The organism is Geodermatophilus amargosae (assembly GCF_900116515.1).
GTDB lineage: Bacteria > Actinomycetota > Actinomycetes > Mycobacteriales > Geodermatophilaceae > Geodermatophilus > Geodermatophilus amargosae.
Genome location: NZ_FPBA01000036.1, coordinates 18,574 through 31,124 on the forward strand (window position 1 = coordinate 18,574; position 12,551 = coordinate 31,124).

The window sequence follows — 12,551 nt, forward strand, 5'->3', positions numbered from 1 at the left end:
AGGGACCCGGCACGCGCCGGCAGCTCTAACCTGTGCCGCGTGCGGCCGACCGGTGGTGCCAGCGACCGGCGGCCCCTCGACGCCCGTCCCCCCGCCGCCGGTCTGCTCCATCCCTCCGGACGCATCCCTGCGGCAGCGCTGACCGTGGCGCCTACCGTGCTCGTCCTCCTGATGAGCACCAGCGGGCTCGATGACGCCCATCGAGCCCACGGCTGGTGGCCCCTGCTGGGCGTCCTCGGCCAGACCCTGCCGCTGCTCCTCCTGCGCCGTTCACCCGGTCCTGTGCTCCTGGTCGTGGCGGGTGTGACGGCCGCTCAGCTGGCGGCCGGGCTGCCGGTCACGAACGCGATGATGGGCCAGGCGATCGCCACGGGCGCGGTCGTTGCGCGGACGCGGTGGCCGACCGCCGCGATGGTGCCCGTCGTCGTCCTCGCCACGAGCTGGGGAAGCGCGTGGCTGGGGGGACAACCCGGCCTGCTCCGTTTCGTCTCGGTCACCGCGCTCGCCCTGCTGGTGGCGTGGGTGCTGGGTGATGCGGCGGGCCGGCGTACGCAGGTGCGGCGGGCGATGGAAGAGGAGCTCTCCCGCCGCCGGGACCGCTCCCGACTCCGGACGCAGGTGGTGGCCCTGGAGGAGCGCCTGCGGAACACGCGCGAGCTGCACGACCTGGTGGGGGAGGCGCTCGACGCCATCGTCCTGCAGGTCGCCGCCGCCCGTGCGCACGGTGGCCGGCAGGAGGCAGTTCCGCGACTGAGGGCCATCGAGGAGCTCGGACGTCAGGTCCTCGCCGAGCTCGACGGCTTCCTGAGCCACCTGCGGCGACCCGACGTCCAGGAGCACCGGGCGGCGGGTCCCGGCACGACCCCGGTCGCCGTTCCGGAGGGGCGACGGCTGCCCATCGCCTCCCGACTCTCCTCGACCGGGTCCGTGCTCGGCGTCGCCTTCCTGACCTTCGTCGACGAGTCCTCCGTGCCGACCCGGGACTGGCCGTTCGAGGGGTGGCCCGTCGTGTCGACAGCCGTGGTCGCCCTGCCGCTCCTGTTGCGCCACCGGGCTCCCCAGGCGGTCCTCGCGTTCCTCGTCACCGTCCTGACCGGGCTCGCGCTGGCCGGCATGCCGATCGGGAGCGGCGGCCTCCTGGCCATCGGCATCGCCGTGCACGAGATCGCTGCACGTCGGGCCCGACACCGGGCCCTGATGGCGGCGGTGGCGACATGTCTCGTCACCTTGACGGTGGCCGTGCTGGTGTACCCGCGGGAGGCCGGCGCGTTCGCCGGGCCCCTGCTCGCTCTGGTCGCCGGCGCGCTCTTCGTGGGCGACACGGCCCGTTTCGCCCGGGAGCACAACCGGTCCCTTGTCCGGCGTCTCGCGGCGGCCGAGGAGGAGGAACGACTCCGCGAGCGTGCCGCAGTGGCGGACGAGCGCACCCGCATGGCACGGGACCTGCACGACTCGATCGGCCACACCCTGTCGCTCATCGTCGTCCTGGCCGGGGCGGCCCGAGTGGCGGCTGCCTCCTCGGGGGATGCGGCCGATCAGCAGGTCGGAGACGCCCTGCGGTCCATCGAGGCCTCGGCGCGAGGGGCGCTCGGGGAGTTGGACGCCGTCGTCCATTCACTCCGGGGGGACCCTGCCGGCGAGGGCTGGGTCCTGCCCGGCCCCGCGGACCTGGACGACGTCGTCCGAGGGGTTCGCGCGGCCGGCACCAGCGTCGACGTGGCCGCCGCTCCCACGGGTGACCTTCCCCGCTCGCTGCAGGTCGCGATCCTGCGCATCGTCCAGGAGGCGCTGACCAACGTCGTGAAGCATGCGCCGGGGGCCCGTGCAACGGTCGAGGTCGTCCGGTCCGACGATTCGGTGAGCGTGACCGTCCACAACGATCCCGGAGCCCGTCCGGACCGGGTGCTGCCCTCCGGAGGACGGGGACTGGCCGGTATGCAGGAGCGGATCTCGATGTTGCAGGGCGAGCTCTCGGCGGGGCCTGACGGCAAGGGGGGACACCGTGTCGACGCTCGCATCCCGGTGCCCCGCAGCCCCAGCTCACCGCCCTCGCTCACCCAGAGGGCAGGGGACCAGCGGTGACCATCCGGGTCCTCGTCGTGGACGACGACACCCTGATCCGGACCGGGCTCCGGCTCATCCTCGACATGCAACCGGACCTGGACGTCGTCGGTGAGGCCGGTGACGGCGCCGCCGCCGTCACCCAGGTGCGGGTTCTGCATCCCGACGTCGTGCTGATGGACGTGCAGATGCCGCGGATGGACGGTCTGCAGGCCACCGCCGAGATCACCGGTGAGGCCGGCGCGCCACGCGTGATCATCCTGACCACCTTCGAGCTGGACGAGTACGTGTTCCAGGCGTTGCGTTCCGGTGCCAGCGGGTTCCTGTTGAAGCGCACGCCGGCCGAGGAACTGGTGGCCGCGATCCGGACGGTGGCGGGTGGGGAGGCGTTGTTGGCGCCCTCGGTGACGCGACGCCTGATCGAGGCGTTCGCCGCCCAGCCGGTGCCGCACCACCCGGACCAGGCCCTCCTGGGCGAGCTGACCGCTCGGGAACTGGAGATCTGGCGGCACATCGCTCGCGGCCTGAGCAACGCGGAGATCGCCGAGGCCCTCTTCCTCAGCACGCTGACCGTGAAGACCCACGTCACCAACCTGTTGACCAAGCTGCGCCTGCGCGACCGCACCCAGGCGGTGGTCCTGGCCTACGAGTCCGGCCTGGTGACCCCTGGCGCCCTGGAGACACCGTCCGGGTCCTGATCGGCCGACCGGAGCGCTGCTCCGGCGGAACTCGCGAGCTACTCCTCCCGGAGTAGCGGGATGCTCCTCGACCGGTCCTCCGGATCGGGTTCCGAACCTCGTTCCGGGCGAGGTCCGCCAGGGGGCTCGTCCGCCAAGCTCGGCCCACCGCCGACTCCCTCCGCACGCACCCGGGACCAGTGATGCTCGAGACCTCGACTGAACCGGCCCGCGACACCGCCACCGGGCCGGCCCGAGCAACGAGGCAACGGCGTCGCCCGGGCCTCCGCCGGGTCGGACGCGGCCTCCTCCTCGTGCTCGTCCTGCTCGTCGTGGCGGGGCTGGTCGGCGCTACTGCCGAGGCGGTCATCGCCCGGTCCGATGACGAGCGGTACCGCTCGCCCGGACGCCTGGTGACGGTGGCCGGGACCGATATTCACCTGAACTGCACCGGGACCGGTGCCCCGACGGTGGTCCTCGAGGCGGGGCTCGGCGAACCGTCCCTGAGCTGGGCCGACGTGCAGTCCTCGCTCGACGACGGCCTGCGCGTGTGCGGCTACGACCGAGCAGGCCTGGGCTGGAGCGGTGCCGCCGACGACGGCGCCTGGACCGGCGAGGAGGCCGCCGCCCATCTCGCCGGCCTGCTCAGCGCGGCCGGCGAGCAGGGGCCGTACGTCCTGGTGGCTCACTCCGTCGGCGCGCTCGTCTCCCGGGAGTTCAGACAGGCCCACCCGGAGGAGGTGACGGCCATGGTCCTCCTCGACCCGACCGACGACGAGGCCGTCCGCACCGGAGGGGTGCCCACCGTGGCGGTCGTCGAACGGCGCATCCGAGGCCTGCTGGCCCGCACCGGAGTTCTCCGGTGGTCGGGGGAGTGGCTGGTCCCGGCGGTCGTGGGGGATCAGCCGCCCCAGGCGCTGCTCAGCCGACTTCCGGCCGCGTACCACCCAGGGGCCATCGAAGCCTCGCTGCGCGAGCTGCGGGGCACCGTCGCCTCCGCCGACCACCTCCTGCGTCAGGAGGACTCCTCCTGGGGAGACCTCCCGGTGACCGTGGTCTCGGCCGCGTCCGCAAGCCGGCCCCAGCGCGACGCCCATGCCGCACTCGCCGCCCGGAGCAGCCGGGGCGAGCACGTCTCGGCGGAGAGCGGCGGCCACTACGTCCACTACGCGGACCCGCAATGGGTCGTCGGCCTCGTCCGGGAAGCAGCCGCAACCGCAGGGTGAGAGCGTTGCACCGCCGTTACGGGCTGCGGACCGTCGTCGTGAGCAGCATGGCAGCCACCGGACGACGCCACGTCGACCACGTCCTCGAGGGACGCAAGACGGCGGTCCTGCGGCCGCTCCTCGACCCGGACGGCAGCACGGACCTCCTCGAGCGACCAGGAGAGCTGCTGCTCGCCGTCGACCACACCGGCCGATCCTTCGCCGTCCTCCGCGTCGAGGAGGCAGGCGTCGCGGCCCTGGACGACGTCGCGGAGACCGTGCGTCGGGCAGACGACCCGGACGCGGACGTCCATGCGGCATGGGTGCAGGCCCGGCGCCAGGAGTGGCTGGCCGCCGGCCACTTCGTGCACGGCAGCACACCCGTGGTCTGGGTCCGGTTCCACGTCGTGGGCCGGGACGACCCGGGGATGGAGGCCGAACGGTGACGACCGGCTGGCCGGGCCCTCGTGGTCCGGCCTTGTCGACTCCGCGTGAGCCTGCCGACGGGGCTGGCTCGGCGGGTCCTCCAGACGGAGGGGCCTCCGTCGCTGGAGGTACAGCACTTGCCTCCCTCAGCGGGATCCGCCTCGGACGGCCTCGGACGAGGGTCGTGCCGAGGCGGACGGGAGCGCCGCGCGCGGGCCCTGCAGTCAGGGCCGGCCGACGAAGGAGCCACCGTGGGATCGCAGGTCCACCCATGAGCACCAGTCCGACCGCCACGCGGGCGCCGGCGCTTGACACCATCTTGCGCGGCTTCCTCGTCGGGGGATTCGGAATCTCCTGGGTCCTGTGGACACCAGCCGGTCTCGACCTCCGCGGGAGCATCAACCTGCCCCTGCCCCTGCCCCTGCCGCCCACGCTGCTCGTCGTGCTCGGCTCGTTCGGTCCGATGCTCGCGGCGCTCGCCGTCACCGCCCGGCACGGCGGATGGGCGGCGGTCAAGGAACTGCTGGGCCGACTGCGCTTCCGCGGCGTTGCCGGCCGCTGGTTCGTCCTGGCCCTCGTCCTCGGCTCGGTCACCGTCGTGCCGGCACTCGTCCACCTGTTCACCGGCGGCTCCACCGACGCCGACGCGGTGGCCAGCCACTTGGCGGCCGTGCCGCTGCACTTCTTCGTCGTCTCCACGGTCGGCGGCGGCCTGGACGAGGAGCTCGGCTGGCGTGGCGTGGCGCAGCCTCAGCTGCAACTGCGGATGTCGCCCGTGCCGGCGAACCTGCTCCTCGGCCTCGTGTGGGCCGCCTGGCACCTTCCGCTGTGGTCGGACCCGGACAGCACCCGGGCCGCCTACCCATTCGTCGTCTACGCCGTCGTGATCGTCGGACACTCGCTGGTGACCGGCTACCTCTACAACGCCAGCGGCGGCAGCCTCCTCATCGCCGTGCTTGTCCACGGCATGAATGACACCGGCGACGGCATCCGCTACGCAGTCCTCGGCCAAGCCGGCGACGCCCTCGGCTGGCAGCTCCTGCTGGCCGCCGCCTCGTTGGCCCTGGGGGCAGCTTTCTGCCTCCACACCCGGGGCCGCCTCGGCCTGCCGGCGGGCCCTGTGGAGGCGCCCGACTCGCGGCCGGGATTGGTTGACGGGGTCGACCCCAACCTGACCGCCCGCGATGTCCTCAGCAGGCGCCCGGGTCGCCGTCCACAGGCGTGCCACGACGTCCCCGCGCCGCAGGTGAACCAACCCGTCGAAACGTCCGCACCTCACCCACAACATCAGGGGAGTACGACAGTGATCCGTTCCGTGCCGCAGCAGCCACCGGCCCCGCAGCAGCCGACTGAAGAGATGCTGGTGCCGCAGTTCTTCATCCGGCAGCAGGTCACCGTGATGGTGAACCGCTACGAGATCCGCGCCGCCAACCCGGACGGCTCCGAGGGGCACCTGCTCGGGTTCGCCGAGCAGAAGCGGCTGAAGCTCAAGGAGGAGGTGACGTTCTTCGCCGACGAGTCGCGGACCCGTCCGGTGTTCTCGTTCAAGGCGCGGCAGCGGCTCGATGTGCACGCCGAGCACGACGTGTTCGACGAGTACGGCCAGCCGCTGGGCTACTTCCGGAAGGACTTCGCGGCCAGCCTGCTGCGCTCCACCTGGGACCTGCACGCGCCCGGCGTCGACGCCGTGGGCCGGGAGCGCCGGCCCCTCATCGCGCTACTGCGCCGCTTCTGGAGAGTGATCCCGTGGCTCGGCGACATCTGGGTGCCCTTCGTCTTCCACTTCGACTTCGTCGACCGGAACACCGGTCAGGTCGTACTGGCCAGTGAGCGGCAGAAGGCCATCCGCGACCGCTACACCGTCACGGTTCCCGACCTCCGGCTCGACTTCCGCGTCGCCGCCGCGATGGCCGTCGCACTTGACGCCCTCCAGAGCCGCTGACTCGCTCCCTCCGCCGCAGGGCCCTCGCATCGCCGTGACCGCGGTGGCGCCACCGGCTGTCATCTGCGTGCCGGACCGGGCCTCGGCAGCTCAGACGCTTCCCGTCCCTGACCACGATGGCGTGCAGGTAAGGCTGCGGTTCGCTGCAGCGGGCGGTGCCTCGGTGCACATCGGCGGTGCGTCACGGCTTCGGCTGCCCGAGCGGTGGACATGGTGGCGCCGACGACGATTGTGGACGACGGCTATGGGGCCGCCGACCGGTTCTCGACTGCGCTCTTGAGTCGTGTCAGTCCGCTGTCGAGGGCGTCGTTGAGCATTGCCTGGCACCTGCGGCGTAGCAGTCGCGTGGGCAGTCCGGTCCAGGACTCTTCGAGGACCGCGGTGGTGCCGCCGCGCCACGGTTGCAGGCGGTACACGTGTACGGCGTGGATGCCGAGGGTGCGGCCGGTCCAGGACAGTTCCCGCTCTGGCTCGACGACGGCGATGGTGGAGGTGATCCGGCCTGGCCCGGAGCGCCAGCTGAAGGTGGCACTGGGGCGCACTTCGTTCGGAACGGAGACGTCGCGGACGTCGGTGTTCCAGTTGGGCCAGGACTGGATGTCGGCGAGCACGGCCCAGACGAGGGATGGGGCGGCGGCGATGGCGACGCTGCGGGTTGCCTGCACCGGCGCGTCGGGGTCGATGTCCATGGCGGGTCCTCAGGCGGGCTCGGTGGATGGGACGGTGTGGGAGATCTCCACCGCGTAGAGGCCGGGGGAGGGCTGGAACTGGCGCATCTGTTCGGCGATGGCGCCGAACCCGGGGCTGCTGACGATGGACTGCCAGGTTTCGACCGCGTCGAGCTCGGCGACGTTGATGTAGCGGAAGCGGGCCTGTGGGCCGAGCGCCTTGTGCAGGCAGGTGCTGCGGTAGCCGCCTCGGCTGCGGAGCAGCTCGTCGGCCTGCTTCCACAACGTGAGGAAGCGTTCGTCCTGGTCGGGCGCGACCTCGAAGCAGTTGATCAGGATGGCGGTGCTCATGGGTTCCTCCCGAGGGTGCGATGGGGTGGGCTGGGCGTCGGTCGAGCGAGTCGGGTCGGCGGGTCAGGCGGCGAGCGACCGGTTGGGGTGCTGGGTGGCACCGCGGGCGACGAGGTAGCCGATGGCTGCAGCCCAACCGAGCAGCGCGAGCAGCGAGGCGGCCAGGACCGGGTCCAGCGCTTGGACGCCCACCAGCGCCGCACTGCCGACGAGCAGCAACGGAATGAGAACGGCGGCGGTGACCCTCAGCCACTGGGGAGCGGCGCCGCGTCGGGTGGCGGCCGTGGTCGCCGTCCAGACGAAGGCGGCCAGCAGAGCGATCTTGAGGACGTCGACGAAGTCGATGGAGAGCCGAAGGGTGCGACTGACCGTGTCCGCGTGGGTGCCGATGACCGTGATGACGGCGAGGGCGAACTGCAGCACGGACAGCGTGGCGGCGGCCAGGCCGGTTCCCACGACGACGCGGCGGAGTCCTGCACGGACGCCGGTGGCCCGGGCGATTCCCACCGCGAGGACGGCCAAGGCCACAGCGGCGGTTCCGTGGACGAGCAGTGCCGACAGCACGACGGCGACGCCGTGGTCGGCATAGAAGGCGGCGATCTGGGAGGCGGAATCGCCCCGGCCGGGAGCGGCCGGGGCCAGCAGCAGGCCGACGATCCAGGACAGGACATAGCCGGCAGCCCCGATGAGGGGGGTGGCAGGGCGTCGGGGGGTGGTACGGGTGTCGGTGTTCACGGTGGTGCTCCTTCCGGGGGGTTACTGGTTCCAGACGACGAGCAGCACGGCATTGGCGACGGCCAGGCCGGCGAGCGCGGAGATGGTGAGGGCTCGGAAGCCGAGGCGCCCGAGGGCGACGACCCCGAGCGCGAGGGCGGCGATCTGCGCGGTCGTCCGCACCGGCTGGGGCATCCAGTCGCCGTGCACCAGCACGACCCAGCCGACGGCGACCATCGCCGGGAGCAGGACGACTCCGGCCAGCCGAGCGGCCGACGAGCGGAGGCCTCGCCAGGCGGCGGCGGCGACGACCCCCAGCAGAGCCAACTCCAGCAGGAACCGGACCAGCAGGTTGAGGTTCTGCGCGGCAGCGAGCATGCCGAAACGGTCTCGCTGCAGCGTCGGTGGATCGTCGGCGCGCGGGTTGGTTTTCCAGGTCCACCCGTGGGGGGAGACTCTGCGCTGTGCACGGGCAGCGGCGGTGGCCCCTACCGGTCGGGTTGACGGTCGTCGCGCTCGTGGTGATCGCCAACGCCGGCAGCAGCGTCGGACTCGGCGCGTCGGGCAATGCGCTGATCGTCACGCTGTCGGTTGCTGTGTACTCGGCAGCGGCGTTGGTCTTCCTGCTGTGGTTCGACGCGCCGGTTCGGATCACCGTCGCGCTGTTGCTCGTCATGGCCGCGGCCGCGGCGGCGGCCCGGCACGGTGACCCGACGGGGACTGGCGGAATCGGGCTCTACCTCGGGGTCGCCTACGCGCCGCTCCGCTTGCCCCGTCGCACTGCAGCGGCGGTCGCCGGCGCGAGCGTCCTTCTGTTCGACATAGCGCTGGCGATCGAGGCACAGAATGCAGCCGTTTTCATCACGGTGGTGACCAGCGGTGCAGCGCTGTTCTTCCTGTTCGGCCTGCTCCTGCGAACGGAGCAGGAGCAGCGTGACCGGGCCGACCGGCTCGTCGTCGAGCTGGAGCGAAGCCGCGAGGCGGAGAAGGCCAGCGCCGCGCTCGCCGAACGCGCCCGGATCTCCCGGGAGATGCACGACGTCCTGGCACACACCCTGTCGGCGCTCGTGATGCAGCTCGAAGCGCTCGCCATCCGAGCCGACCGTGGCGGCGATCCCCGGCGGTTGACCGAGGGCTTGTCCCGCGCTCACCAGCTGGCGCGTGACGGACTCATCGAGGCACGGCAAGCGGTGGCCACACTCCGCGGCCACGCCGTGCCCGGCCCGAGCGCGCTGCCCGACCTGGTCGCGCAACACGAGGCGGCCACCGCGGCGCCGTGCACCCTCGACGTCCGTGGAGAGCCACGGCCGCTGGCACCGGAGGCCTCCCTGGCGGTCTACCGCACGGTCCAAGAGGCGCTGACCAACGCACGCAAGCACGCCCCGGGGGCACCGGTGCACGTGCAGCTGGACTGGCGGCCGGACGGTGCCGTGGTCGAGGTGCACGACGGCGGAGGCTGCCGCGCCGCTCCACTGCACGAGGCCGGCGGGGGACGTGGCCTGACCGGGCTGACCGAACGCGCGGCGCAGCTCGGCGGGCGGCTCCATGCCGGACCGTCCGATAGAGGATTCCGGGTCCGACTCGAGGTTCCGGCGTGATCCGTGTCCTGGTCGCCGATGATCAGCGCCTCGTTCGCGAAGGCCTCACCGCCCTGCTCGAACTCGTCGACGACCTGCAACTTGTCGCCCTCGCAGCGGATGGCAACGAAGCCCTCGCGCTGGTCGCCGAACACCGGCCCGACGTCGTCCTGATGGACCTGCGGATGCCCGAGGTGGACGGGATCGAGGCGACCCGACGGATCCGTCGCCAGCACCCCGACGTGGAGGTCGTGGTGCTCACCACGCACGCCGACGACGAGTCGGTCCTGGCCGCCCTGCGGGCGGGAGCCCGCGGCTATCTGACCAAGGACGCAGGTGTCGCCGAGATCGCCCGCGCCGTCGCCGCGGCCCACGCCGGTCAGGCCCTGCTGGACCCCCCGGTGCAGGCACGGCTGCTGGCATCCCTTGCCGACGACCGGCCGCCGGGACCACTGACCGGGAGGGAGACCGACGTTCTCTCCCTGATCGCCGAAGGCCTGTCCAACATCGAAATCTCCCAGCGGCTCGTCGTCTCCGAGGCCACCGTCAAGACTCACGTCAACCGCATCTTCGCCAAGATCGGGGCACGCGACCGCGCTCAGGCCGTCCGTTGGGCCTACCAGCACGGGGTCGCACGGCCCTAGTACTGCAACGGCAGTTATGGCGGTGCCTGTCCGCGGGCCCGGTAGTGGGCGGCGCGGGCCTGGGCCTGGCGTCGTCGGCGCCACCAGGACCAGTCCGCGGTGAGGTCCAGGTCGGGCCGCGGCGTGCGGATGAGGGTGTTGAGCAGGCGCCGCAGTTCGGGCACGGTCAGCGCGATGAGCTGCTCGGTTCCGGCTGCGGACCCCCCTTTTCCGCGCTGGCGCGGGTGGCGGCCAGATAGGCGTGGGCGAGCATCGCCAGGGTGATGTGCCGATACCAGGCGGTGTAGTCCCGCACCTGGTAGAAGGCCAGCCCGGCCTCGTTCTTGGCCGCCTGGAAACACTCCTCGATCCGCCAGCGACCACCGGCCACGGCGATCAGCTGGGCGAGGGGGTCCCGGCCGGTCCGGCGCAGACGTAGTAGGCGACCTCGGGCTCCTCGCCGCGGTCGGGGGGAATGCTGCGGCGGGCCAGCACCCAGCGGGCCCAGCCCGGGTCGAAGCCGGCCAGCAGCTCCAGGCGCGCCCAGTCGTAGAGGCGCAGGCCGTGCGCGCCGGCGCCGGCCGAGCACCGCGCCCAGGCGGATTCGGGCAGCTCGGCGATCAGCGCGCGGGACCCGCCGCTGACGCCAGTCGATCGTCGCGACGGTGTCGGTGGAGCGGGTGGCCAACACGTAGGGCAACCCCTGCTGCTCGCACCACACCCGCAACCGCTTGTCCTGCCCATAGACCTCATCGGCGGTCAGCCAGGTCGCGGGAACCCCGGCGTTCAGGGCCCGGGTGAGCATCCGGCGGGCCAGCTCCGGCTTGGTGGCGAAGCCGACCTCGTCGCCGATGCCGGCCGCATGGGCCCGCTGGCGGTCATCGGTCCAGGCCCGCGGCAGATACAGCTCCCGGTCGATCAGCGCCCGACCGGCCGGTGTGGCGTAGGCGCAGAAGACGCCGATCTGGCAATTGTCGATCTTGCCGGTGGTGCCGGTGTACTGCCGGGCCACCCCCGCCGACCGCGTCCCCTTCTTGACGAACCCGGTCTCATCCACGATCAGCACCCCACCGCCGCCGAGCCGCTCGACCACATAGGAGCGCAGCTCATCGCGGACGGCGCCGGCGTTCCAATCCGCGGTGCGCAGCAACCGCTGCATGCCATCGGGGGAGACCTCCCCGGCGGCCTCGGCCAGCGTCCAGCCGTTCTTGCGCTCCAGCTGACCCAGCAGCCCGCGCAGATAGCCCAGCACCCGCGCCCGCGGTTCCGCTCGAGCGAAGGGCAGTCGCGATCCGGGCGTGCACCTCCTCCAGGCCCGCTGCCCAGTCCTGCACCTCGGCCACCAGGCCATCGCAGCGCATCCACCCGCGCTACTACCAGCCCTTCGTCGATCCCGGCAGCGACACGCATTACTGCCGTAGCAGGTCTAGGCCCACCGCGCCTTGATGACGTACGTGTGGCGCACCATCTCCCAGGCAGCCATGACCTCGGCGTCCTCTGAGACCCAGGTCCACCGCGTCCCGCCATCGCCGCCATGGTTCTTGCCGGCACAGGAGCACTCGCACGTCCAGGCGGTCTCGGCCTTCGCGTGAAGCGACTCCACGGAACCCGGGGCACACCAAGGCGTCCGCCTAACGGGGGTCACTTCACAAGGATGCACGATGGGACGGCAGGCACGAGCGGTCCACAGAGCACGAAGCGTCAGCACCTTCGTGAGCGTGACTCTCGTGCCTGCCCCACATCGGCAGCCACACCGGCAAGACCCACGCCCGCCCATCGGCGGACACCCATAGACAGGACAATTCCGGTGAGCCTGTCAACGAGGGCCGAAGCAATGCAGAGGACGCGGACTTGACCCGTGCCGCGGCCTCGGTGTCTGCCAAATGGGTGAGGCAGGTTGGCTGGTGGTTGGCTGATCGGCCCGTCGGGACAGGACGCGGATGACGACGGGTGGAGACTCTCCGCGAGTCCCCACCCGTCGTCAGTCAAGCCCGAGCTGCCGCGCGGTCCCGGAGGTGCGTGGCAGGCCGGTGTGGTTGGCCGCGCTCAGCAGGCGTTCGCCTGGTTGCCCTGCCCGGGATTCCTCACGCAGCTACCGGTGATCCGCGTCTGAGTCATCACGATGGGTGCGCCGGGGGCCTCGGTGACGACCACGACGCTGTCGGTGGGCGTGCGCTCGACCGTGACCACGGGCTCGGCGGGAGCGGTCGTCGTGGTGGTCTCGGAGAAGGCCTCGCCCTCGGTGACGGTGACCTCGGGATCTGCGGGCACGACCTGCTCGGTCACGATCGGCTCACCAGCAGCCCG

At 72.0% G+C, this 12,551-nt stretch carries 14 protein-coding genes; 7 read left to right on the forward strand and 7 right to left on the reverse strand.

Annotated elements, in window-relative coordinates:
- Positions 1 to 156 precede the first annotated feature (156 nt).
- The 5 genes from BM414_RS26500 to BM414_RS26520 all read left to right on the forward strand — a co-directional run bounded on the left by BM414_RS26500 (position 157) and on the right by BM414_RS26520 (position 6,311).
- Positions 157 to 2,082 (forward strand): sensor histidine kinase, encoded by a 1,926-nt coding sequence (locus BM414_RS26500; RefSeq protein WP_139246064.1) that lies wholly within the window; start codon positions 157 to 159, stop codon positions 2,080 to 2,082.
- Positions 2,079 to 2,759 (forward strand): response regulator transcription factor, encoded by a 681-nt coding sequence (locus BM414_RS26505; protein ID WP_093584619.1) that lies wholly within the window; start codon positions 2,079 to 2,081, stop codon positions 2,757 to 2,759. The genes BM414_RS26500 and BM414_RS26505 overlap by 4 nt, the downstream gene beginning before the upstream one ends.
- Positions 2,760 to 3,052: 293 nt before the next feature.
- Complete coding sequence (locus BM414_RS26510) at positions 3,053 to 3,964, forward strand: alpha/beta fold hydrolase (protein ID WP_139246065.1); 912 nt, start codon at positions 3,053 to 3,055, stop codon at positions 3,962 to 3,964.
- Positions 3,965 to 4,002: 38 nt separating this feature from the next.
- Complete coding sequence (locus BM414_RS29805) at positions 4,003 to 4,389, forward strand: ASCH domain-containing protein (protein WP_093584625.1); 387 nt, start codon at positions 4,003 to 4,005, stop codon at positions 4,387 to 4,389.
- A gap of 251 nt (positions 4,390 to 4,640) precedes the next feature.
- On the forward strand, positions 4,641 to 6,311 hold the full coding sequence (locus BM414_RS26520; RefSeq protein ID WP_093584628.1) for a CPBP family intramembrane glutamic endopeptidase: 1,671 nt from the start codon (positions 4,641 to 4,643) through the stop codon (positions 6,309 to 6,311).
- A gap of 242 nt (positions 6,312 to 6,553) precedes the next feature.
- On the opposite strand, the gene BM414_RS26525 is transcribed toward BM414_RS26520, so the two are convergent.
- The 4 genes from BM414_RS26525 to BM414_RS26540 form a co-directional block, all read right to left on the reverse strand.
- Positions 6,554 to 7,000, reverse strand: a complete 447-nt coding sequence (locus BM414_RS26525; RefSeq protein ID WP_093584631.1) for an SRPBCC family protein — start codon at positions 6,998 to 7,000, stop codon at positions 6,554 to 6,556.
- A 9-nt stretch (positions 7,001 to 7,009) separates the two neighbouring features.
- On the reverse strand, positions 7,010 to 7,330 hold the full coding sequence (locus tag BM414_RS26530) for an antibiotic biosynthesis monooxygenase family protein (RefSeq protein ID WP_093584634.1): 321 nt from the start codon (positions 7,328 to 7,330) through the stop codon (positions 7,010 to 7,012).
- A gap of 63 nt (positions 7,331 to 7,393) precedes the next feature.
- Complete coding sequence (locus BM414_RS26535; RefSeq protein WP_093584637.1) at positions 7,394 to 8,065, reverse strand: hypothetical protein; 672 nt, start codon at positions 8,063 to 8,065, stop codon at positions 7,394 to 7,396.
- Positions 8,066 to 8,086: 21 nt separating this feature from the next.
- The gene (locus BM414_RS26540; RefSeq protein ID WP_093584640.1) at positions 8,087 to 8,422 is read right to left on the reverse strand and encodes a DUF2568 domain-containing protein; all 336 of its coding nucleotides are present in this window, start codon (positions 8,420 to 8,422) and stop codon (positions 8,087 to 8,089) included.
- Between the two features lie 122 nt (positions 8,423 to 8,544).
- Between BM414_RS26540 and BM414_RS26545 the strand changes: the two genes are divergently transcribed.
- A complete protein-coding gene (locus BM414_RS26545) occupies positions 8,545 to 9,642 on the forward strand; it encodes a sensor histidine kinase (RefSeq protein ID WP_175551837.1) in 1,098 nt (365 codons plus the stop codon).
- Positions 9,639 to 10,265 carry a response regulator gene (locus BM414_RS26550; RefSeq protein ID WP_217644946.1) on the forward strand — a complete coding sequence of 209 codons (627 nt, stop codon included), beginning with the start codon at positions 9,639 to 9,641 and terminating at the stop codon, positions 10,263 to 10,265. Before BM414_RS26545 ends, BM414_RS26550 begins: the two co-directional genes overlap by 4 nt.
- Positions 10,266 to 10,279: 14 nt before the next feature.
- Here BM414_RS26550 and BM414_RS29810 read toward each other — a convergent pair whose 3' ends face one another.
- The 3 genes from BM414_RS29810 to BM414_RS26560 all read right to left on the reverse strand — a co-directional run.
- Positions 10,280 to 10,429, reverse strand: a complete 150-nt coding sequence (locus BM414_RS29810) for a hypothetical protein (RefSeq protein ID WP_175551832.1) — start codon at positions 10,427 to 10,429, stop codon at positions 10,280 to 10,282.
- A 2-nt stretch (positions 10,430 to 10,431) separates the two neighbouring features.
- A complete protein-coding gene (locus BM414_RS26555) occupies positions 10,432 to 11,496 on the reverse strand; it encodes an IS701 family transposase (protein ID WP_425432379.1) in 1,065 nt (354 codons plus the stop codon).
- A gap of 794 nt (positions 11,497 to 12,290) precedes the next feature.
- Positions 12,291 to 12,551: hypothetical protein (locus tag BM414_RS26560; protein WP_217644947.1), on the reverse strand; the 261-nt coding region annotated here is incomplete at its 5' end.

Excerpts from the sequence above, each read along its gene's own strand:
- BM414_RS26525 (WP_093584631.1), bottom strand. The coding sequence starts at position 7,000 with ATGGACATCGACCCCGACGCGCCGGTGCAGGCAACCCGCAGCGTCGCC.
- BM414_RS26530 (WP_093584634.1), bottom strand. The coding sequence starts at position 7,330 with ATGAGCACCGCCATCCTGATCAACTGCTTCGAGGTCGCGCCCGACCAG.
- BM414_RS26520 (WP_093584628.1), top strand. The coding sequence starts at position 4,641 with ATGAGCACCAGTCCGACCGCCACGCGGGCGCCGGCGCTTGACACCATC.
- BM414_RS26540 (WP_093584640.1), bottom strand. The coding sequence starts at position 8,422 with ATGCTCGCTGCCGCGCAGAACCTCAACCTGCTGGTCCGGTTCCTGCTG.